18 protein-coding genes are annotated in these 21,759 nt (G+C 73.2%); 8 read left to right on the top strand and 10 right to left on the bottom strand.

The features are described 5' to 3' along the window. Positions 1–102: 102 nt before the first annotated feature. Genes murJ through ACFPL3_RS07215 form a run of 3 tightly spaced genes read right to left on the bottom strand, consistent with a single transcriptional unit; the run spans position 103 to position 4,702 of the window. Positions 103–1,770, bottom strand: a complete 1,668-nt coding sequence (gene murJ, locus ACFPL3_RS07225) for a murein biosynthesis integral membrane protein MurJ (protein WP_343940867.1) — start codon at positions 1,768–1,770, stop codon at positions 103–105. Beyond that, entirely contained in the window at positions 1,767–4,211 is a 2,445-nt protein-coding gene (locus ACFPL3_RS07220) for a DUF6049 family protein (protein ID WP_343940866.1), read from the bottom strand. The genes murJ and ACFPL3_RS07220 overlap by 4 nt, the downstream gene beginning before the upstream one ends. Next, positions 4,208–4,702, bottom strand: coding sequence for an NUDIX domain-containing protein (locus ACFPL3_RS07215; RefSeq protein ID WP_343940865.1), 495 nt, complete (start codon positions 4,700–4,702; stop codon positions 4,208–4,210). The genes ACFPL3_RS07220 and ACFPL3_RS07215 overlap by 4 nt, the downstream gene beginning before the upstream one ends. Positions 4,703–4,811: 109 nt before the next feature. Here ACFPL3_RS07215 and ACFPL3_RS07210 point away from each other — a divergent pair, with 109 nt between their 5' ends. Then, the gene (locus tag ACFPL3_RS07210; RefSeq protein ID WP_343940864.1) at positions 4,812–6,275 is read left to right on the top strand and encodes a CCA tRNA nucleotidyltransferase; all 1,464 of its coding nucleotides are present in this window, start codon (positions 4,812–4,814) and stop codon (positions 6,273–6,275) included. A 4-nt stretch (positions 6,276–6,279) separates the two neighbouring features. Here the strand turns inward: ACFPL3_RS07210 and ACFPL3_RS07205 are convergent, their stop codons facing one another. Further along, complete coding sequence (locus ACFPL3_RS07205; protein WP_343940863.1) at positions 6,280–7,608, bottom strand: MFS transporter; 1,329 nt, start codon at positions 7,606–7,608, stop codon at positions 6,280–6,282. A gap of 42 nt (positions 7,609–7,650) precedes the next feature. Here ACFPL3_RS07205 and ACFPL3_RS07200 point away from each other — a divergent pair, with 42 nt between their 5' ends. Then, on the top strand, positions 7,651–8,250 hold the full coding sequence (locus ACFPL3_RS07200) for a YqgE/AlgH family protein (protein WP_379588608.1): 600 nt from the start codon (positions 7,651–7,653) through the stop codon (positions 8,248–8,250). Here ACFPL3_RS07200 and ACFPL3_RS07195 read toward each other — a convergent pair. Beyond that, entirely contained in the window at positions 8,247–8,696 is a 450-nt protein-coding gene (locus ACFPL3_RS07195; RefSeq protein ID WP_343940861.1) for an SdpI family protein, read from the bottom strand. The genes ACFPL3_RS07200 and ACFPL3_RS07195 overlap by 4 nt on opposite strands. A 231-nt stretch (positions 8,697–8,927) precedes the next feature. Here ACFPL3_RS07195 and leuS point away from each other — a divergent pair, with 231 nt between their 5' ends. Next, positions 8,928–11,810, top strand: a complete 2,883-nt coding sequence (gene leuS / locus ACFPL3_RS07190; RefSeq protein WP_343940860.1) for a leucine--tRNA ligase — start codon at positions 8,928–8,930, stop codon at positions 11,808–11,810. A 12-nt stretch (positions 11,811–11,822) separates the two neighbouring features. On the opposite strand, the gene ACFPL3_RS07185 is transcribed toward leuS, so the two are convergent. Then, on the bottom strand, positions 11,823–12,074 hold the full coding sequence (locus tag ACFPL3_RS07185; RefSeq protein WP_343940859.1) for a putative antibiotic biosynthesis monooxygenase: 252 nt from the start codon (positions 12,072–12,074) through the stop codon (positions 11,823–11,825). 116 nt (positions 12,075–12,190) lie between these two features. Between ACFPL3_RS07185 and ACFPL3_RS07180 the strand changes: the two genes are divergently transcribed. Continuing rightward, positions 12,191–13,030, top strand: a complete 840-nt coding sequence (locus ACFPL3_RS07180) for a helix-turn-helix domain-containing protein (RefSeq protein WP_343940858.1) — start codon at positions 12,191–12,193, stop codon at positions 13,028–13,030. A 2-nt stretch (positions 13,031–13,032) separates the two neighbouring features. On the opposite strand, the gene ACFPL3_RS07175 is transcribed toward ACFPL3_RS07180, so the two are convergent. The 4 genes from ACFPL3_RS07175 to ACFPL3_RS07160 form a co-directional block, all read right to left on the bottom strand. Then, complete coding sequence (locus ACFPL3_RS07175; RefSeq protein WP_343940857.1) at positions 13,033–13,440, bottom strand: DUF1707 SHOCT-like domain-containing protein; 408 nt, start codon at positions 13,438–13,440, stop codon at positions 13,033–13,035. Between the two features lie 63 nt (positions 13,441–13,503). After that, on the bottom strand, positions 13,504–14,019 hold the full coding sequence (locus tag ACFPL3_RS07170; RefSeq protein WP_343940856.1) for a C40 family peptidase: 516 nt from the start codon (positions 14,017–14,019) through the stop codon (positions 13,504–13,506). A gap of 513 nt (positions 14,020–14,532) precedes the next feature. Next, the gene (locus tag ACFPL3_RS07165; protein WP_343940855.1) at positions 14,533–15,612 is read right to left on the bottom strand and encodes an inositol-3-phosphate synthase; all 1,080 of its coding nucleotides are present in this window, start codon (positions 15,610–15,612) and stop codon (positions 14,533–14,535) included. Further along, positions 15,605–16,198 (bottom strand): PadR family transcriptional regulator, encoded by a 594-nt coding sequence (locus ACFPL3_RS07160; RefSeq protein ID WP_343940854.1) that lies wholly within the window; start codon positions 16,196–16,198, stop codon positions 15,605–15,607. Before ACFPL3_RS07160 ends, ACFPL3_RS07165 begins: the two co-directional genes overlap by 8 nt. Positions 16,199–16,378: 180 nt before the next feature. Here ACFPL3_RS07160 and ACFPL3_RS07155 point away from each other — a divergent pair, with 180 nt between their 5' ends. The 4 genes from ACFPL3_RS07155 to ACFPL3_RS07140 are packed head-to-tail and all read left to right on the top strand — an operon-like array spanning position 16,379 to position 21,473. Further along, complete coding sequence (locus ACFPL3_RS07155) at positions 16,379–16,789, top strand: DUF5318 domain-containing protein (protein ID WP_343940853.1); 411 nt, start codon at positions 16,379–16,381, stop codon at positions 16,787–16,789. A 31-nt stretch (positions 16,790–16,820) separates the two neighbouring features. Further along, positions 16,821–19,352: a transglycosylase domain-containing protein gene (locus ACFPL3_RS07150; protein ID WP_379588605.1), complete on the top strand. Its 2,532-nt coding sequence runs from the start codon at positions 16,821–16,823 to the stop codon at positions 19,350–19,352. Beyond that, positions 19,349–20,860, top strand: coding sequence for a glycosyltransferase family 87 protein (locus ACFPL3_RS07145; protein WP_343946174.1), 1,512 nt, complete (start codon positions 19,349–19,351; stop codon positions 20,858–20,860). The genes ACFPL3_RS07150 and ACFPL3_RS07145 overlap by 4 nt, the downstream gene beginning before the upstream one ends. Before the next feature lie 19 nt (positions 20,861–20,879). Continuing rightward, positions 20,880–21,473 carry an NUDIX hydrolase gene (locus ACFPL3_RS07140; RefSeq protein ID WP_343946175.1) on the top strand — a complete coding sequence of 198 codons (594 nt, stop codon included), beginning with the start codon at positions 20,880–20,882 and terminating at the stop codon, positions 21,471–21,473. Positions 21,474–21,759 lie beyond the last annotated feature (286 nt).

Here is a 21,759-nt window from a genome sequence, read left to right as displayed (position 1 = left end):
CCCTCGGGCGCGGCCGCACCTGACGGTGGGCTCGCCAACTCACTCACCGCTCCGCCCTCCCCAGCGTTCGCGAACCACACCTCGCCCGGGGCAGAGCCTACGTCAGCGGCCGGTGCCGCGCCGAGACTTCCCCCTGTCGACGAGCCGTTCGAGTCGCTCCCCAACGACTCGAACCTCATCTACCCCTATCAGTCGCATGACCAGCACCGTTACCGGCCCGCCGACCACAATCGCGACCCCGATCTCGGCCCACGCCCGCGCGATCGGCGCCAGCCCGGCGAGGGGACCGGCGGCGAGCAGCGCGATCAGCCCTGCGGCGAGCAGCATCCCTGCTGCGGCGGCCAGCAGGCAACGGCCCGCTGTGCCGAGAACCACACCCGTCGGGACCCGGCCGAGCATCCTGCGCAGCAGCAGCTGGCCGATCACCGCGCCCACGACGAACGCGGCGCTGTTGGCGGCCGAGAGGCCCAGGACGACGTCCTCGGCGGGGAGCAGCAGCGGGCAGGCGAGCATCAGCGGGATCTTCGTGACGACCACGCACAGCTGCACGAACGTGGCGGTTCGGTGGGCCGTGAGCGCGTAGAACACCCGAGCCTGCAGCATCGTGAAGGCGAAGGGCAGCAGGCCGAACGCCGACACGGCGAGGGCGGCGCCCAGCTGCGTCGCGCCGTCGAGGTTGCCTGCCCGCAGGCCGAAGAGCGCCACCCCGACCGCGCCGCCGAACACGGTGAGCAGCACCGAGATCGGCACCAGCAGCACCGAGGCGAGCCTGCCGCCCAGGCCGAGGTCGGCGGCGACGTCGCCGGTGCGGCCCTCCGCGGCGGCCCGGGACATGCGCGGCATGAGCGCGGTCAGCAGCGAGACGCCGAGCACGCCGTAGGGGACCTGCAGCAACAACCACGCGTTCGTGTAGATCGCGAAGGCGCCCGCGTCGGACCCCGTGGCCACCCGGGTGGTGACGACGAGCCCGGCCTGCCCGATCAGCACGTAGACCACCGCCCACGCGCCCAGCCCCGCCGCCCTGGTGAGCCGCGGGTCCCAGCCCCACTGCGGGCGGTACCGGAACCCGACCCGGCGGGCCGCGGGCAGCAGCACGAGCGTCTGCGCGGCGATGCCGAGCGTGGTGCCCACACCGAGCACCAGGAGCTGCGCCTCCTCCGGCACCACGAGGTAGACCCCGACCACGGCGAGCACCACGACGTTGTTCAGCACCGGTGCCCAGCCGAACGCGCCGAACGACCCGCGGCTGTTGAGCACGGCGCCGAGCAGCGCCCCCAGGCCGTAGAAGAAGATCTGCGGCAGGAGCATGTAGGCGAGCGTGGTGGCGAGTTCCGGGTCGGCCGTGCTGCTCGGCTGGCCGCCCAGGTACAGCCGGGTCAGCAGCGGGGCGGCGAGCAGCCCGGCCGCCGTGGCGAGCAGCAGCGCCGCGCCGGCGAGCGTGATCAGCTTGCGGGTGTAGGCCTCCCCACCGTCGGGGTCCTCGCGCTGGGCGCGCACCAGCAGCGGGATCATCATGCTGCTCAGCGCGCCGCCGATGAGCAGCTCGTAGACGATGTTCGGCAGCGTGTTCGACAGCGTGTACGAGTCGTTCAGCACGGTGGCGCCGAGCACCGTGAAGAGCGCGACCTGCCGCAGGAACCCGGTCACGCGGCTGGCCAGACTGCCCAGCGCCATCACGCTGCTCGAGCGGCCGAGCGACGGCTCGGCCCGCGGCGCGGGAACGACCGGGATCCGCTCGGTGATCGCGTCGTCCGGCGCCGGGTCGGTCACGGGCTCGGGACGCGGGGTGGGCCGGGGGGCGGGCGCTCGCCGCGGGGCGGCACCCTCGGGAGCCGCTCCGTGGGGGCGTGCGGGTCCGGGAAAGGGTCGCCGGTGTGGCGGGAGCGCGGGCCCGCCTGCGGACGCGGCGGCGGGGGTGCCGGATCCGGACCCGGGCCAGGAGGCCGGTTGCCCGGTTCCCCGCGGATCCGCCGCACGATCCGACGGCCGGCCAGCACCACGAGGAGGATGCCCGCGCTCGCCGTCAACCACACGGTGATGGTGCCGTAGGCCGTGGAGCGCACCTTCAACCGGCTCGGCTGCCCGAGCAGCTCACCGTCCGGGGTGCGCACCGCCGCCTGCACGCTGAACTGCCCGGACCGGGTGACCTCCGCGCTCACCCGCACCTGGCGCCTGCCCAGCGGCGGCACCTCCTGCGGTTCGAGCGGGGCCACCCGCAGGCCCGAGGACGGGAGGATCTCCACGTCCACCCGCACCGTGACCGGGAGCCCGTTGGCCACGGTGATCAGGATGGGCGCGTCGGACGTGGCGAGGGAGTACGGGCCCGGTGGTTCGAGCACGCGGACGGAGCCGCGCAACGTGTCGACGCGGTCGGCGAGCTCGCCGGCGGCCGCCCGCGCGTCGTCCGGCCGGTCGCGCCACGCCGCGGACACCGGCCGCAGGAGGCCGCGCCGCAGCGGGGTGAACGCCTCGTCGGGGCTCACCCCGACCCCCGCGTTCGGCACGGCGGCCGAGGCGAGGTCGGTGATCTGCGCCGCGGTGGAGCGGACCTCGTCGAGCGCGGGCCCGGTGACCTCGCGCCCGCCCACGTGCAGCGGGTAGGTGATCGGCAGCGCGGCCGCGCCGGTGGGGGGTCCGACGGCCATCAGGTCGTCGAGCCCGCGGGGCACGATGCGCCCGGCGTCGAGCAGCTGGTCCACCGCGCCGAGCAGCCCCGCGGTGGCGGGGCCGTCGGCCGTCCACTGGTGCGGTGGGGCGAGCACGAGCGGCCCGCCGCCCGCGCGGGCGGCGTCGCCCGGTTCCCCGGCGCGGAACGCGAGCGCGCCGATGACGTCCTGCGTGGAGAGCGGGCTCGCCGTGCCCGCCGGGCTCACCGAGGGGGCCGAGGCGCCGCGCACCGGGGCGAGGTCGGGGCCCGGCGCGTCGCCGTGACCTGCGGCCGCGCGGGTGAGCAACGGGTCGGTCAGCACGGTGAACTGGGTGCGCTGCCCACCCGCGATCGGGTGAACGCCTGACTCGTGGGTGACGTTCCCCTGCTCCACGGCGTCGGCGGACAGCAGCAGCGAGCGACCGTCGGCCTCGGCGGCCACGGCGGCCGTCGCGTCGTCGACCGCGCCCTCCACCGGCCAGGTGACGTCCGGCACGACCGGCGTCTGCAGGATGTCCTGCAGGACCTGCCTGCCGTCGGTGATCGCGGAGCGGGCCAGGTCGGGCATGCCGGCGCGGGTGAGGGCCGCGAGGTCGGCGTCGGCGTACGGCAGCGCGATCACGCAGCCCCCGCGCGCCACGGACGCGAGCTGGTCGAGCCACTCGCCTGCCGCCGCCGCACCCGTGCCGGGCACGGGGACGCCGTCGGGGCCGCGCACCTGGTAGCCGTCGGTGTTGCGCATCAGCGCCGCGGTCTGCACCAGATCCGGGTCGATCGCGAGGCACGTCGCCTCGCGCACCCGCGACTCGGGCGGCGCGGTGCGGGCAAGCGCGCCCACCATCCCGCCGAGGCGTCCGGTGGGGGCGAAGGAGGTGGCCAGCTCGTCGTCGGTGAGCAGGGTCGGCTCGCCGGGCACCGTGGCGAGTCTGCGCGGCGTGTCGGTGATCGGGACGAGCAGGGCGAACGGGGTGGCCCCGCCCGTGGTGGCCTCCGGCACGCGGTCCGGGGCCTCCGGGTCGGGCGGCAGCGACAGCACCGGCAGCAGCATGCGCACGGCGGCCAGGCGGGCGCGCGGCCCGTCCCCCGGTGCCCCGTTGACGTTCACCAGCAGTTCGTGCACGCCGGTGGAGTTCAGGGCCAGGCTGGTCTCGGGTGCGCCCCGCAGCGGGAGGGTCAGCCGCACCGGCACCTGCTCCCCCGGCGCGAGCTCCCCGGTGAGGGGCAGGAACTGGGGGGTGATCGCATCGGTGCGCGCCGTGCCGTCCAGTGCGTCGCGCACGGCGCCCTCGGTGGTGAGCGGGTTGCCGCGCTGCACCCGGATGGCCAGGTCGCGCACCGGGTCCGGGCCGGTGTTGGTGATGGTGCCTGCGACCTCGAGGTTCGGGGAACCGCTCGCGGTGACCACCCGCGGGGACATCTCCGTGAGCTCCAGCCGCAGCGGCCCGTCCACCTGCTCCCCGCGGGCGGGCGCCGGAGTCGCGGCCGCACCGGGTACCGGACCGGAGCCGAACAGCCCGGCCAGCGTCAGCAGGGTGATCGCGACGAGCGTCGCGACCGGCTTCACGCGGATTCCTCCAGCAGTTCGGTGGCCCTCCTGATCAGACGGCGCTCGTCGGCGTACGCGAGGCGTCCCTCCAGCTCGTCGAGGGGGACCCACGCCACCTCGGAGACCTCGATGTCGTCGTCGGACAGCTCGCCGCCGAGCGCCTGGAGCAGGAAGTGGTGCACGGTCTTGTGGACGCGGCGGTCCTCGGCGACGAACCAGAAGTCGATCGTGCCGAGCGGTGCGACCACGCGGCCGATGATGCCGGTCTCCTCCTCGACCTCGCGCACCGCCGCCTCCTCGGCCGTCTCACCGGCCTCGATGTGCCCCTTCGGCAACGACCACAACAGGCGGCCCCTGCGGTCGAGACGGCCGATCACGGCGGCGGCCCCGGTGGTGTGGTCGACGACGAGACCACCCGCCGACGTCTCGTCGACGGTGCGCAGCCGGCGGCGGCGATCCGCTGGACGACTCCCGCGACGCCCCCCGGAGCGGCCGCGGGATGAGGACATGTGGGGATGGTAACGAGCGACAGGCCTCGATCGCCGCCACGAGCCGCGCGCGCCGCGTCCCGCGGATCCTCGTCGCCCGTCCGATTCGCGCCGCATAGACTGGCGCGCCGTGTCCGCACCCGCCCCCGCCTCCGACGCCGCACCCAGCGAACTCCTGCGAGCCCAGGAGAATGCGGTCGTGCAGATGGTCACGGTCGGCCCGGTCGCCGAGGAACTCGCGGCCCGGTTCTCCGCCGCCGGTCATCGCCTCTACCTCGTGGGCGGCAGCGTCCGTGACGCCCTGCTCGGCCGGGACGTCTCGGATCTCGACTTCACCACCGACGCGCGGCCGGAGGCGGTGCGCGGCATCGTCGAGGGCTGGGCCGACGCCGTGTGGGACACCGGCATCGCCTTCGGCACGATCGGTGCCCGCAGGCGCGGCACCACCGTGGAGATCACGACGTTCCGGGCCGACGCGTACGACCGCGTTTCCCGCAACCCGGTGGTGCGCTTCGGCGACACCATCGAGGAGGACCTCGTCCGGCGGGACTTCACCGTGAACGCGATGGCGGTGGAGCTGACTGGCCCCGAGCGGCGGTTCGTCGACCCCCACGGCGGGCTCGCCGCGCTCGCCGCGGGCACCCTCGACACGCCGGCCGCCCCGGAGGAGTCGTTCGCCGACGACCCGCTGCGGATGCTGCGCGCCGCCCGGTTCGTCTCGCAGCTGGGCCTGACCCCCACGCCGCGGGTTGTAGTCGCCATGACGGAAATGTCGGGCGAGCTGGCCCGCATCACCCGCGAGCGCGTGCAGGCCGAGCTCAGCAAGCTGATCCTCGGCAAGCACCCGCGGCGTGCGATCGAGCTGATGGTCGACACGGGGCTGTGCGACCACGTGCTCCCCGAGGTGCCCGCCATGCGCCTCGCGATCGACGAGCACATGCAGCACAAGGACGTCTACACCCACTCGCTCGTGGTGCTCGAGCAGGCGATCGGCCGGGAGACCGACGGCCCCGACCTCGTGCTCCGGCTCGCCGCGCTGCTGCACGACATCGGCAAGCCCGCCACCAGGCGAAAGGAGCCCGACGGCCGCGTGAGCTTCCACCACCACGAGGTGGTCGGCGCGAAGATGGTCCGCAGGCGGCTGCGCGAGCTGCGCTACCCCAAGCAGATCGTCGACGACGTGGCGCAGCTGGTGTTCCTGCACCTGCGCTTCCACGGGTACTCGGGCGGCGAGTGGACCGACTCGGCCGTGCGCCGCTACGTCACCGACGCCGGTCCGCTGCTCGAGCGGCTGCACCGGCTCGTGCGCTCGGACTGCACCACCCGCAACCGGCGCCGCGCCGCCGCGCTGCAGCGCAGCTACGACAACCTCGAGGATCGGATCGCCAAGCTGCGCGAGCAGGAGGCGCTCGACGCCATCCGCCCGGACCTGGACGGCAACGAGATCATGCGGTTGCTCGGCATCCCGCCCGGTCCGCAGGTCGGGAAGGCCTACAAGCACCTGCTCGCCCTGCGCATGGAACGCGGCCCGCTCACGCGCGAGGAGGCGGAGGCCGAGCTGCGCGCCTGGGCGGCGGAGAACGGCCTGGCCTGACGCGCTACCGCGCCGCGGTCGCGCGGGCCCGGCGCAGCTGCAGGTCGTGGCCGACGAGGCCGATGACGTAGAGGAGCGCGGCCCCGGCGAACAGCCAGGGCGCCACCCCGTTCGGCGGGCTCAGCAGGGCGGCGGAGGTCACCGCCAGCACGTAGCCGACGTTGAAGACGATGTCGTAGAGGGCGAACACCCGCCCGAGCACCTCGTCCCCCACCTCGCTCTGCACGGCGGCGTCGGCGCAGAGCTTGACGACCTGCCCGGTGAGCCCGAGCACGAACGCCGACACCATCACGATCGGCAGCGAGAGCAGCGCCGCGAGCGTGAGCTGCGTGACCGTGGCGACGACGAGCGCCACGCGCACCGTGCGCGGCCGGCCCCAGCGCCGCACCGCCCACGGGGTGGCCAGCGCCGCGGTGCCCAGCCCGGCCGCGGCGAGCACGACCGCCTCGCCGAGGCCCGCCATGCCGGCGCGCAGCGGGCCCGCGTCGGTGAACGCGTAGCGGAACAGCAGCAGCGACAGCAGGGTGGACACGCCGAAGGCGAGCCGGTGGGTGCCGAGCGCCAGGAACGACGCGGCCACCGACGGGGTGGCGATCGTCGCCCGCGCGCCGTCGGCGAAGCCGTGCAGCACGCTGCTCACCGTGGACGGGCGCCGGTCGGTGCGGTCGGGCCCGAGCTGCCCCCTGCGGAACCCGCCCGCGAACACCGCGGCGGCGAGCGACCCGGCGATCGCCACGAGGGTGACCGTCGCCGAACCGGTGTCGCCGGTGCCGACGAGCTCGCGCAGCCCGATGGCCGTGGCCCCGCCGAGAGCGGCGACGGCCGCCCCCGCCGTCACCGCGAACGTGTTGGCCTCCACCATGTGCCTGCGCGGGGCGACGTGCGGGAGCGCCACCGAGAGCGCGGCGAGCACGAACCGGCTCACGCCCGCCACGGCGAGCGCGGGCAGGAAGAGCGCCGCGCCCGCGCCGCCCGAGAGCACCACGGCCGCCACGACCACCACCAGGGCCGCCCGCGCGAGGTTGGCGCCCAGCAGCACGCGCTTGCGGTCCCAGCGGTCGATGAGCGCGCCTGCGAACGGGCCGATCAACGAGTAGGGCAGCAGCAGCACCGCGAGCCCCGCGGCCACGGCGAGCGGATCGGCCTGCCGCTCCGGGTTGAACAGCACGGCCCCGCCGAGGGCGGCCTGGAACATCCCGTCCGCCCACTGGGTGGCGAAACGCACGGCCAGGAGCCTGCGGAACCCGGGTGTGCGCACCAGCCCCCCGAGGCCCAGCCGCGCGCCGGGCACCACCGGGGCGGCCGCAGGCGACCCAGGTCCCGTTGTCGGCACGGCTGGAGGTTACGCGCTGAGCGGGGGTGCGACGATGGGCGCGTGGTGGACGAGCGCTCCCGTTCTGGTTCGGCTCCCGGTTCGGAGGTGGCGCCCGGCACCCTCCTCGTGGCGGCGCCCGGGCTCCTCGACCCCCACTTCCGGCGCACTGTGATCTACATCATCGAGCACCGGCGCCGGGGCACGCTCGGGGTCGTGCTCAACCGGCCGAGCGAGGTCACCGTGCGCGATGTCCTCCCGTCGTGGGCGCCGTTGTCGTCGCAGCCGCCCGCCGTGTTCGTCGGGGGACCGGTGGAGAGCGAGACCGCGCTCTGCCTCGCGACCGTCCGCACGGGCCAGGACCCGGGCGCGGTGGAGGGTCTGATCGCGGTGCGCGGCCCGGTGGCGCTCGTCGACCTCGACTCCGACCCGGAGGCGATCGCGCCGAACCTGCGCGGGCTGCGCGTGTTCGCCGGCTACTCGGGCTGGGACGCCGGGCAGCTCGCGACGGAGATCGAGCGCGGCGACTGGATCGTCGTGCCCGCCATCCCCGACGACGTGCTGGCCCGCCACGACTCCCGGCTGTGGGGCCACGTGCTGCGCAGGCAGGGGATGCCGCTGTCGCTGCTGGCGACCTACCCGCTGGACCTCAGGAACAACTAGCTCTCGCTGCGGGCCGGGGCGGCCGCGGTGCGGCAGCCCGCCACGAGGTCGCACCCGGCGCACGTGCCCGCGCAGGCCGAGGGGCCGGGGTCGGGTGCGGGCACGGCGCCCGCTGCGCGGTCACCCGCCACCCCGCCCACGCCGGTGAGCACGAACACGGCCACGGCGCTCACCGCGAACAGCGTCCAGCCGAGCACGCCGGTGGCGCCCGCCAGCAGCGCGCCGCCGCCGAGCACGCCCACGACGCCCGCGGCGCCCAGCGGTGCCGCCGCCACCTGGTTGGCCACCGCGAAGGCGGCGTCGGAGCGCAGGCTCGCTGCCGTGCGCACCCCGAACCACCGGTTGCGCCGCAGCTTGCGGCGCATGCCGAGCAGCGCGTAGGTGAGCAGCGCAGCGCCCAGCACGACGAGCAGGACACCCAGGACGAGGCGGACGGGGAGCGGCACGCGACCACGGTACGCGGTGGTCGGGGGCCCGCGCCGGGCTCAGGTGGCCCCGTACCCGATCGCACCCGCCGGCGCGGCGGCGCTACCCTGGGGCCGTGGCCCGCCGACTTCTTCTCGAGGCCGCGCCGCACTGAGCGTGCACACACGCCCCGGCGCGGCCGACCCCTTCTGCCTCCGGGCGGAGGGGTCTTCTGGTTTTCGGGCCACCCACGGACTTCCCAGGAGCGGGACATGAGCACGGACACGACGGCAACCGCGCCGGAGAGCGCCGACGCCGGGGAGGGCGCGCCGCCGTTCCGGTACGGCGCCGCGCTGGCCGCCCAGATCGAGCGCCGCTGGCAGGACCGGTGGGAGAACGAAGGCACCTTCCACGCGCCGAACCCGTCCGGGCCGTGGGCCGACCCGGAGGCCACGAGCCGCGAGAAGGTCTACCTGCTGGACATGTTCCCGTACCCGTCGGGTTCGGGGCTGCACGTCGGCCACCCGCTCGGCTTCATCGGCACCGACGTGCTGGGGCGCTACCTGCGGATGAACGGCCGCACGGTGCTGCACGCGATGGGTTTCGACGCGTTCGGCCTGCCCGCGGAGCAGTACGCGGTGCAGACGGGCACCCACCCGCGCAAGACCACCGAGGAGAACATCCAGCGCTACAAGGCGCAGCTGCGCCAGCTGGGCCTGGCCCACGACGAGCGCCGCTCGGTGGCCACCACGGACGTCGGGTTCTACCGCTGGACGCAGTGGATCTTCCTGCAGATCTTCAACAGCTGGTACGACACCGAGCAGCAGAAGGCGCGGCCCATCGCCGAGCTGGAGGAGCAGTTCGCGCAGGGCGTGCGGTCCACTCCGGACGGTCGCCCGTGGGGTGAGCTGACGCCGCCCGAGCAGCGCACCGTGATCGACGGCTACCGGCTGGCCTACATCTCCGAGGCGCCGGTGAACTGGTGCCCCGGCCTGGGCACGGTGCTGGCCAACGAGGAGGTCACCGCTGACGGTCGCAGCGAGCGGGGCAACTTCCCCGTGTTCCGCCGCAACCTGAAGCAGTGGATGATGCGGATCACGGCCTACGCCGACCGCCTGATCGACGACCTCGACCGGCTGGACTGGCCGGACTCCATCAAGTCGATGCAGCGCAACTGGATCGGCCGCTCCGAGGGAGCGCAGGTCCGCTTCCCGGTCGACGGTGCGGCCGGCGGCACCGAGATCGAGGTCTTCACCACCCGGCCCGACACGCTGTTCGGTGCCACGTACATGGTGCTGGCACCGGAGCACCCGCTGGTCGACGTGATCGTGCCGCAGCGGTGGCCGGACGGCGTGGATCCGCGGTGGACCGGTGGCGCGGCCGACCCGCAGGCCGCGGTGGCCGCCTACCGGGAGGCGGCGTCGCGCAAGTCCGAGCTGGACCGGCAGGAGAACCGGGAGAAGACCGGCGTCTTCACCGGCGCGTACGCCACCAACCCGGTCAACGGGGAGCGCATCCCGGTCTTCGTCGCCGACTACGTGCTGATGGGCTACGGCACCGGCGCGATCATGGCGGTGCCCGGGCAGGACCAGCGCGACTGGGACTTCGCGGAGGCGTTCGGGCTGCCGATCGTGCGCACCGTGCAGCCGACCGAGGGCTTCGACGGCCAGGCGTTCACCGGCGACGGCCCGGCGATCAACTCGGCGAACGACGAGATCAGCCTCAACGGCATGGCTGTGGCGGAGGCCAAGCAGGCCATCACCGAGTGGCTGGCGGCCAAGGGCGCGGGCGAGGCCGTGGTGCAGTACAAGCTGCGCGACTGGCTGTTCTCCCGCCAGCGGTACTGGGGCGAGCCGTTCCCGATCGTCTGGGACGAGCACGGCCCGGTGGCGCTGCCCGACGACCAGCTGCCCGTCGAGCTGCCCGACGTCGACGACTACTCCCCCAAGACCTACGACCCGGACGACGCGAACACCGAGCCGGAGCCGCCGCTGTCGCGCGCCTCCGAGTGGGTGGAGGTCGACCTGGACCTGGGTGACGGCGAGCGGCACTACCGCCGCGAGACCAACACGATGCCGCAGTGGGCAGGCTCGTGCTGGTACCCGCTGCGGTACCTGGACCCGGAGAACCACGAGCGGTTCGTCGACCCCGACGTCGAGCGGTACTGGATGGGCAAGGACCCGTCGCGCCCGAACGACCCGGGTGGCGTCGACCTGTACGTCGGCGGCGTCGAGCACGCGGTGCTGCACCTGCTGTACGCCCGGTTCTGGCACAAGGTGCTCTACGACCTGGGCCACCTGAGCTCGGAGGAGCCGTTCCGCAGGCTGGTCAACCAGGGCTACATCCAGGCGTACGCCTACACCGACGCCCGTGGCACCTACGTCCCCGCCGAGGAGGTCGTCGAGGACGAGGAGGGCCGTTTCACGTGGAACGGCCAGCCCGTGCGCCGGGAGTACGGGAAGATGGGCAAGTCGCTGAAGAACGTGGTGACGCCCGACGAGATGTGCGAGCGCTACGGCGCCGACACGTTCCGCCTGTACGAGATGTCCACGGGTCCGCTGGAGGTCTCGCGGCCCTGGTCCACCCGCGACGTCGTCGGATCGCAGCGGTTCCTGCAGCGGGTGTGGCGCAACCTGGTCGACGAGCGCACCGGCGAGCTCCGGGTCACCGATGCCGAGCCGGACACCGAGACGCTGCGGGTGCTGCACCGGGCGATCGCCGGGGTGCACAGCGACTACGTGGGCCTGCGGTACAACACCGCGGCCGCCAAGCTGATCGAGCTGAACAACCACCTGACCAAGGTCTACGGCGCGGTCGGCGTGCCCCGCTCGGTGGCCGAGCCGCTGGTGCTGATGATGGCGCCGCTCACGCCGCACGTGGCGGAGGAGCTGTGGTCACGGCTCGGCCACGAGGGATCGCTGGCCCACGGCCCGTTCCCGGTGGCCGACGAGCAGTACCTGGTGGCCGACACGGTCGAGTACCCGATCCAGATCAACGGCAAGGTGCGCTCGCGCGTCACCACGCCGGCCGATGCCACGCGTGAGCAGGTGGAGGCCGCGGCGCTGGCCGACGAGAAGGTCGTGGCCGCCCTCGCCGGTGGCACCCCGCGCAAGGTGATCGTGGTGCCCGGCCGCCTGGTCAACGTGGTCGTCTGAGCCCCTCCCGGGTCATCGGGCCAGCCAGCGGCCGAACCAGCGGTGGAGCCGCGGCAGCACGCCCCACACCACCGACGCGGTCATGAGCGGCACGACCACGAGGTAGCGCACGGGTGCCGGGAGCACGTGCACGAGCGGGTCCGTCAGCATCACGATGACGAGAAGCAGCGGGTAGATCGCGCACGTCAGCAGCACCCACATCTTCCAGGGCCGCGGAGCGGTGCGGGCGGAGGCGGGACGTTCGTGCAGTGGGGTTCTCGACATGACCACCACGATCGGCGCGCCGGAGCGAGCCGTTCAGGGCGCGTCGTTCCTGGTCCCCGCGTGGGTGGCAGTGCTGGGGTCAGGCACCGGCGCGCCGCCCGGCGGATGATGGTGGCATGAGCTCGACAGCGCTGGCCGCCTTCCTGAGGGCCCGGCGGGCCCGGGTCCGGCCGGAGGACGTGGGGTTGCCCGCCGGGGTGGGCCTGCGGCGCACGCCCGGCCTGCGGCGGGAGGAACTCGCCGCGGTCGCCGGCGTGAGCGTCGACTACTACATCCGGCTGGAGCAGGGCAAGGAGACCAACCCGAGCAGCGCGGTGCTCGGCGCGCTGGCCGGTGCGCTCCAGCTCGACGACGAGGCGCGTGCCCACCTGTTCGCTCTCGCCGATCACGCCGCCCGGCGCAGGCCGGTGCGCCGCCGGCCGGACCGCACGGTCACGGCGGGCATGCGGATGCTGCTGGAGAACCTGCGGCCCTGCCCCGCGCTGGTGCTGAGCCGCACCTGCGACGTCCTCGCCGCCAACCCGGAGGGGCTCGCGCTCTACCACGGGCTGGCCGGGTGGCCGCCCGCGCGCCGCAACACGATCCGCTACATGTTCCGGCACCCGGACGCGCCCGCGCTGTTCGCGGACTGGCAGGCGGCCACGGCGGGTGCGGTGGCCGACCTGCGCACCGTCCACGCCACCGATCCGGAGGCGCTCGACGTCGCCGCGCTCGTCGAGGAGCTGTCGGCGGCGAGCCCGGAGTTCGCCGCGTTGTGGCAGCGCCACGACGTCCAGCACAAGACCGGCGCGCGGAAGGTCTTCCACCACCCGGCCGTGGGCTCGATCTCCCTGGCGTGGGAGGTGCTGCGCTCGGGCGACGGCAGCACGCGGATCAGCGTCCACCAGGCAGCGCCGGGCACACCCGACCACGACGCACTCTCGCTGCTGGCGATCGCCGCCGACGCCGGGGTGTGAGCTCAGGCGCCCTTCTCCTTCTTCCCCAGCGCTTCCGCGACGATCACCGCGGCCCAGATCCCGAGCGGGATCGCGGGCCAGAACGCGTGCAGCGAGCCGGCGAAGAACGAGGTGGTGCCCCAGATCGCGATCATGATGATCGCGCCGCCGAGCCACTCCCGCCACTCGTCGAGCAACGTGCCGCGCGCGGCGGGCTTCTTCGCCGGAGCAGGCGGGGGCGGCGCGGGCAGGTCGGCCGTGAGCGGCTCGAGTTCCCCGTAGGTGGTGGCGGCGTAGGCCGAGCGCACCCGGGCGTCGTACTCGGTGAGGTCGAGCCTGCCCTCGTCGACCGCGATCCGCAGCCGCTCGGCGGTGGCCTCCCGGTCCGCGTCCGAGACGCGCAGGTGCCTGCGGTCGTCGTCGGAGCTCACCTCACCGATCGTACGAGCGCAGGCCCCTCGCGGCATCGATCGTTCGACGGACCGCCCGCGTTCTCAGACGCGGCGCGCGGAGTTGAACTTCATGCGACCCATGTCGGAGATCTTGACCGGGCTCTTGCGGGTGCTGGCGTGCACGATCTTGCCGTCGCCGATGTAGATGCCGACGTGGCTGACCGGCTTGTAGAAGAACACCAGGTCGCCGGGCTGGAGCTCGGAGCGCGACACCGGCGTGCCGACCTGCGACATCGCCCGGCTGGTGCGCGGCAGCGACTTGCCCGCCTTCTTGAAGGCCCAGGAGACGAGGCCGGAGCAGTCGAAGGCGTTCGGCCCGGTGGCCCCGTAGCGGTACGGGGCGCCGATCTTGCTCATCGCGTGCTGCAGCGCCGTGGACCGGGCAGCGGCGGCGGTGGGTGCCGCTGCGGCGGGGGCGCTCACGGCCACGGGGGCGACCGCCGGCGCGACGGGGGCGGGTTCGGCGGCGGCGGGGAGCACGGCCACGACGGAGGCGATGGCAGCGGTGGTGGTCACGACGGCGGCACGCACCGCAAGCGCGGGGAGGTGCTTGGTCACGGGGGATGTTCCTCGGGGGGGTTGCACCGGCGGACCGGTTCCCGCGGGCGGGGGGAGCCCGCGGGAACCAGCGGGCTGCGATCCGCACGGCCCCGTTCTCGCACGTGGGGCGTGCCGCATCCCGCCCGTCCGGCGGTGACCCTGCACCCGCCGCTCCGGATGAGCGTCGGTGGCGCAGAGCCGTCCGGCACATTACGAACCGATTTCGTCGCGATGCCATGACGCATCTCTCAAAGCGGCACTCGCTATCCGGTGAACTCGCTCACCGCTGATTACGCCGAACAGGTCATGCCTGGTGCGCGATGAACCGCTCCGAGGGATCACATGGCACCGCAGGCCGGTGACCTGCGCAACTGATGCCTCCGTGATGTGACCGTGATTGATGCAGACGAGTGAAATTGTTTCCGGAACGGAACCGACGGCGCAGCCTCGAAAAGGTTCGCGCTCTGGAAACGAATCGGCCCCGGTCGCGGCGGCAGGGCCACGGCCGGGGCCGGATCGGCTGGTGGGGCGTCAGCGCTCCCGCTCGCCGCGGATGAACTCCTCCACCGCACGGCGGGCCTCGTCGTCGCTGTACTGCTCGGGCGGCGACTTCATGAAGTAGCTCGACGCGGACAGGATCGGCCCGCCGATCCCGCGGTCCTTCGCGATCTTCGCGGCCCGCACGGCGTCGATGATGATGCCCGCGGAGTTGGGCGAGTCCCAGACCTCGAGCTTGTACTCCAGGTTCAGCGGCACGTCGCCGAAGGCCCTGCCCTCCAGCCGGACGTAGGCCCACTTGCGGTCGTCCAGCCACGCCACGTAGTCCGACGGGCCGATGTGCACGTTGTCCTTGCCGAGGTCGCGGTCGACCTGGGAGGTGACCGACTGGGTCTTCGACACCTTCTTCGACTCCAGCCGCTCGAGCTCCTTCATGTTCAGGAAGTCCATGTTCCCGCCCACGTTGAGCTGCATCGTGCGGTCGAGCTGCACGCCGCGGTCCTCGAACAGCCGGGCGAGCACGCGGTGGGTGATGGTGGCGCCGACCTGGCTCTTGATGTCGTCCCCGACGATCGGCACGCCCGCGACGCGGAACTTCTCCGCCCACTCCGGGTCGGAGGCGATGAACACCGGGAGCGCGTTGACGAACGCCACGCCCGCGTCGAGCGCCGCCTGCGCGTAGAAGCGGTCGGCGGCCTCGCTGCCCACCGGGAGGTAGGACACGAGCACGTCGGCGCGGCTGTCGCGCAGGACCTGCGCAACGTCGACCGGCTCCTCGTCGGACTCGTCGATCGTCTCGCGGTAGAAGCGGCCCAGGCCGTCGAGCGTGTGGCCGCGCTGCACCGGGACGTCGAGCGGCGGGACGTCGCAGATCTTGATCGTGTTGTTCTCGCTCGCCGAGATCGCCTCGGACAGGTCGCGCCCGACCTTCTTGGCGTCCACGTCGAACGCGGCGACGAACCTGACGTCGCGGACGTGGTACCCGCCGAAGTCGACGTGCATCAGACCGGGGACACGCGTGGCCGGATCGGCGTCCGCGTAGTAGTGCACGCCCTGCACCAGCGACGCGGCGCAGTTGCCGACGCCCACCACGGCGACACGGACCTCACCCATTGCGGCTCCTTCTCTCGTCTTCCTGGTCGTGCTCGAGCGGTGTCGCCCCGTCCTGCGCCGCGCGCTCGGTGGCGATCAACTCGTTGAGCCACCGAACCTCCCGCTCGCAGGCGTCGAGGCCGAGCTGGTGGAGCTGCTGCGTGTAGTTGTCGATCTGTTCGCGCGCCCGGCCGAGAGCCGCCCGCAGGCCCTCCCGGCGCTCCTCGACGGCCCGCCTGCGGCCCTCGAGGATCCGCATGCGCGTCTCCGCGGGCGTGCGCGAGAAGAACGCGACGTGGACGCCGAAGCCCTCGTCGTCCCACGCGTGGGGACCGGCCTCGGAGAGCAGCTCGGCGAGGCGCTCCTTGCCCTCGGCTGTGATCCGGTACACACGGCGGCCCCGGCGCGACCAGCTGCCGCCCTCGGGCGCCTCCTCCTCGGCCGCTTCGGCGATGAGGCCGGCCCGGGTGAGCCGGCGCAGCGCCGGGTACAGCGAGCCGTAGGAGAACAACCGGAAGCCGCCGAGTCGCAGGCCCAGTTGTTTGCGCAGTTCGTAGCCGTGGATCGGGGCCTCCTGGAGGAGGCCGAGGATCGCCAGCTCGAGCACGACGACCTCACCTCCGCTGCCGCGACCCGATGGAACGTGCCGATAGCGCGCTGGAGTATATCGAGGCGATACATCCGGCGACAGGCCCGCGAACGCCGCCCGGCGACCCGTCATCGATCAAGCCGTTCGGTCGGTGGTGTTCTCGCGCCTTCCCGGGAGTGGTCCGCGTACCCTGACCGGGTGCGCACGCAGCGGCAGGTGGTCGACTACGCGTTGCAGCGCCGTGCGCTGCTCGCCGAGGTCCACTCCGGTCGGGTCGGCGTCGCCGAGGTGTGCGACGCCAGTCCGTACCTGCTCCGAGCAGCGCGGTTCCACGGCGAACCCACTGATCGAAGCTGCCCGGTGTGCCGCAAGGAACGGCTCACTCAGGTCTCGTGGATCTTCGGTGAAGAGCTCAGGCACGCCGCGGGATCCGCACGCAAACCGGAGGAGATCGAGCAACTGGCGAACGTCCACGCCGACTTCTCCGTGTACGTGGTGGAGGTCTGTCGCACCTGCAGCTGGAACCACCTCGTCCTGTCCTATGTGATGGGCTCGGGCGACGCTCCCCACAGCCGCAGGCCCGACCGACGGAGGACCGCCGCCGAGTGACCGCAATCGTCCCCGAACCCCCGGAGCAGCGGTGAGTGATCAGCGCGACCCCCGGTTCGACGCGCCACGAGGCCGCCCGCGCGACCCGTACGGCGGCCCGCCGCCCCGCCGGCCCGGCCCGCCCCACCGCGACCCGGGCGCACCGGCAGGCGGCCGGCCGCGCAGGCAGGGCCCGCCGCAGGATCCCCGTGTCCCGCCGCAGCGCTACCGGGCCGACGGCCCGCCGCGCGCGGCCGCTCGCCCGCCGGGGTCCCGCCCCGCGGTACCGCTGCTCACCCACGACGACGAGGACGCCACCGCGATCGTGGCCGGCCACGGGCCACCCACCGCGGCTGCCGGGCGCCCGCCCGCACCGGGTGGCCGCGCGCGTGGGCGTAAGAAGGTCTCGCCGTGGCGGCGCGTGCGCCGCATCTCCTACGTCGTGCTCGGGCTGATGCTGATCGGCCCGTTCGTCGCGTTCGTCATCGGCTGGTTCATGTTCCCGGTGCCGTCGTCGCAGGAGGTGGCGCTCGCGCAGGTGGCCACGTTCCGGTTCGCCAACGGCGAGGAGCTCGCCACCGTGCGACCCGAGCACGGCAACCGCGTCACCGTCACGCTCGACAAGGTGCCCAAGCACGTGCGCGACGCGGTGCTGGCCGCGGAGGACCGCACCTTCTACTCCAACCCCGGCTTCGACTTCATGGGCATCGGGCGCGCCGTCTACAACCAGCTCACCGGCGGCGTCGGCGGCGGTTCCACCGTCACCCAGCAGTACATCAAGGTCTCCACCGGCGAGGACGACTTCTCCCTCTGGCGCAAGTACAAGGAGGTCGTCCTCGCGGTCAAGATCTCGCGCGAGAAGACCAAGGACGAGATCCTCGAGAACTACCTCAACACGATCTACTGGGGCCGTGGCGCGTCCGGCGTCCAGGCAGCGGCGAAGGCGTACTTCGACAAGGACGTGAGCGAGCTGACGGTGTCGGAGGGCGCAATGCTCGCCGGCGTCATCCAGTCCCCGTCCCGCTGGGACCCCGCGAAGAACCCCGAGCGCTCGCAGGAGCGCTGGAACTTCGTGCTCGACGGCATGGTCGAGCAGGGCTGGCTCGACAAGGCCGAGCGCGACGCGCAGACCTTCCCCGTGCTCCCCGAGATCAAGGAGAAGACGGGCGGCGGCATCCCCGACGACGACCGCTACCACATCTACGAGCGCGCGCTCGCCGAGCTCGAGGCCAAGGGCATCCCCCAGGACGTCGTCAACACCCGGGGCGTCACGGTCACCACCACGGTCAAGCAGCCGCTGCAGGCGGAGGCCGTGGACACCGTGAAGAAGCTGACCGCGAGGCAGCCCGACAACCTGCGCTACGGGCTGGTCTCCATCGACCCGAAGACCGGGGCGATCATCAGCTACTACGGCGGCACCAACGGTCTGGGCGTCGACTACGCGGGCGAGGCGTTCCGCCAGCCCGGGTCGTCGTTCAAGCCGTTCGTGCTGGCCGCCGCGCTGCAGCAGAACAACGGGTTCGGCCTCGGCACCCAGATCGACGGGCGCGGGCCCAAGGAGTTCCCGGGCCGCGCGGGCGTGGTGCGCAACGTCGAGGGCGTGAGCTGCGACCAGTGCGGCGCCACCTACGCGATGACCGAGTCGATCAACACCTGGTTCTACCAGCTGGGCATCGAGGTCGGCCCGAGCAACGTCGCGGCGGCGGCCCACCAGGCCGGCATCCCGGAGGACCTGCTCCCCAACCCGACCGGTGGCATCTCGCTGGGCGACAAGGAGGTGCACCCCGTCGACATGGCCTCCGCCTATGCCACGTTCGCCGCGGAGGGCGTCTACCACGAGCCCTACATCGTGTCCCGGGTGGAGGCCGCTGACGGCGAGGTGCTGTACGAGCACGATGAGTCGGCCGGGCGGCAGGTCATGCCGCAGCAGGTCGCGCGCAACGTCATCGAGGCGATGCTCGAGGTGGCCCCGAAGAAGAACTACAGCCTGCCGGGCAGGCCCGTCGCCGCAAAGACGGGCACGGCCCAGCTCGAGGGCAGCGCCACCGACAACCGTGACGCCTGGTTCGTCGGGTTCACCCCGCAGGTCTCCACCGCCGTCTGGGTGGGGTCGGACCGCAGCGACCCGATCCGCAACGCCCAGAAGCGGCCGATCTTCGGCAGCGGCCTGCCGGGCCAGATCTGGCACTCGTTCATGAAGACGGCCACGGAGGACCTGCCGGCCGAGCAGTTCTCGCCCTTCGTGCCCATCGGCGACCCGCCGCGGGCCGAGTTCACCTCGGAGTCGACCTCGCCGGACGACGACGATGACGACGACGAGGACGATGAGGACTCCGACCGCGACGAGGACGGCGACAGGGACTCCGGCCGCTCCTCCGACGACGACAGCCGGTCCTCGCGCAGCAACGACTCGCGGAACAACGACAACAACCGCTCCTCCGACGACGGTGGCAGCGAACGCGGCAGCGACCGCCCCACCTCCGACCAGGGCAACGGGAGCAGCTCGGGCTCGTCGGGGTCGTCGAACCGCTCGCAGTCGGATCCGTCCACGCTCGACAGCACGAACGAGGATCCCGTCGGGTGAGCCCGCGGGTGCGGGAACCGCACGCCCCGCCCGCGCGCGTCGTCCCCACGTGGACCGAACCGCTCGTCACGGCCGCCAGCCGGGTGGCGGGTGGTCCGCTCGGCCGGCACGCCCTCGTGGGCCGCAGCCGGTTCTGGACACCGCTGCGCGTGATCCTGCTGATCGCGGTGGCGGTGCTCGCACTGGGCTGGCTGGGCAAGGCGCCCTGCCTGCAGCAGTACACCACCGCTGACGGCACGGTCGCGCTCGACTGGCGCAACAACCGCCAGTACGTGGCGATGTGCTACTCCGACACCGTCCCGCTCTGGGGCATCGAAGGGCTCGACCGCGGCGCCGTGCCCTACCGCGACCCGTGGGTCGACGGTGCGGGCACGGACGACGAGCGGGTGCGCTACATGGAGTACCCGGTGCTCACCGGCTACTTCCAGTACGTCAACGCGCGCCTCGCGGACGCCTGGGTGTGGGCGGCCGGCGTGGTCCCGCTCCTGCCCACCGCGCTGCCGGTGGTCGTCTACTTCGACATCAGCGCGGCGTGGCTCGCGCTGGCGTGGCTCGTGGCCGTGTGGGCGGTGCGCGCAATGCGGCCGAACCGGCCGTGGGACGCGGCGCTCGTGGCGCTGTCCCCGCTGGTGGCGGTGCACGTGTTCACCAACTTCGACGCGCTCGCCGTGGCCTGCGCCACCGCCGGGATGCTCGCCCTCGCCCGGCGAAGACCGCTGCTCGCCGGCGTGCTGCTCGGCATCGGCGGCGCGTTCAAGCTCTACCCGTTGATGCTGCTCCTGCCGGTCCTGCTCGTGGGCCTGCGCCGACGCCGGATCGGCACGGCGCTGGGCACGATCGGTGCGGCCGTCGGCACGTTCGTGCTCGTCAACGTTCCGGTGCTGGTGCTGTACCCCACCGGGTGGGGGGAGTTCTTCCGGCTCAACCGCACCCGGCCCGCCGATCCCGACTCGCTGTACTTCGTGATCCAGTACTTCACGGGCTGGCCCGGGTTCGACGGCAAGCTCGCCGACGGGGAGACCCCCACGGTGCTCAACACCGTGTCGGCGGTGCTCTTCGTGCTCTGCTGCCTCGCCATCTGCGTGCTCGCCCTGCGCGCGCAGCACACCCCGCGCGTCGCCTCGCTGGCGTTCCTCGTGATCGCCTCGTTCCTGCTGGTGAACAAGGTGTGGAGCCCGCAGTACTCGCTGTGGCTGGTGCCGCTCGCGGTGCTCGCGCTCCCGCGCTGGCGCCTGCTGCTGGCGTGGATGGCGGTGGACGCGCTGGTGTGGGCGCCGCGCATGTACTACTACCTGACACCGGCGAACAAAGGGCTCCCGCCGGACTGGTTCCTCGGCACCGTCGTGCTGCGCGACGCGTTCGTCGTGCTGCTCTGCGTGCTGGTGGTGCGATCGGTGCTGCGCCCCGACACCGACCCCGTGCGCACCCTGCCGGGGCGGCGGCCGAGCACCACCGACCCGGACTGGCCCGCGCCGGCACCGGTACCGCAGGTCAGCGGCGCGCGGTGACGGCTGGCACGCTTCGGCTGTGCCCGTCACCCGCCACCACACCCACACCGCCCTGAGCCGATTCGCCCGCCGGCCGCTCGACCGGCCGGACCTCAAGCCGGCGGCCGTCGGCATCACCCTCGAGTCGGACGGCGAGGCGTTCCTGCTCACCCGGCGCGCGGCCACGCTGCGCGGGCACGCGGGCCAGTGGGCGCTCCCCGGTGGGCGGACGGACCCGGGTGAGGATCCCGGCGCCGCCGCCCGCCGCGAGCTCGCCGAGGAGCTCGGCCTCGTGCTGGACGCCGACGCGGAACTCGGCCTCCTCGACGACTACGCCACCCGCTCCGGCTACCTGATCACGCCGGTGGTGCTGTGGGCCGACGGCGATCCGGTGCTGCGCCCCAACCCGGTGGAGGTGTCCGAGGTGCACCGGGTGCCCCTGGAGCTGGTGGACGTCGAGCCGCGGTTCGTCACGATCCCCGAGTCGGACGCGCCGGTGATCCAGCTGCCGCTGCTGGGCCGGTACGTGCACGCCCCCACCGCCGCCGTGCTCCACCAGTTCCGGGAGGTGGTGCTGCAGGGCCGCGCCACGCGGGTGGCTCACCTGGAGCAGCCCGTGTTCGCCTGGCGGTAGGGGCCCGGGGCCGTCGGACGGACGCATGATCGTTGTTCGGGGGCGTTTCCCGACGAATGCTGACCCTGCTGGCTAATTCGGCGGCGAGTGTTGTGCTGGTGGGGTTTGGCGTGTCGGTGTCGGTGTGGCGGGTTTTGGCTTCATGATCATCTGACGGCCGGCCCCTATCCCTGTCCCGGCCGTGGGATGGTGTGTGTGATGTCGGTGCAGCCGACGCCGTGGCCGGAGCCGGCGCCGGAGATCGTGGCGGCGGTGCGGGCGATGTATGCGCGGCGGGAGCCGCCGT

The sequence above is a fragment of the Pseudonocardia zijingensis genome, assembly GCF_042657305.1.
Taxonomy (GTDB): domain Bacteria; phylum Actinomycetota; class Actinomycetes; order Mycobacteriales; family Pseudonocardiaceae; genus Pseudonocardia; species Pseudonocardia zijingensis.
Note: the sequence above shows the minus strand (reverse complement) of the source record. Positions and strands in the feature narration are given on the sequence as shown.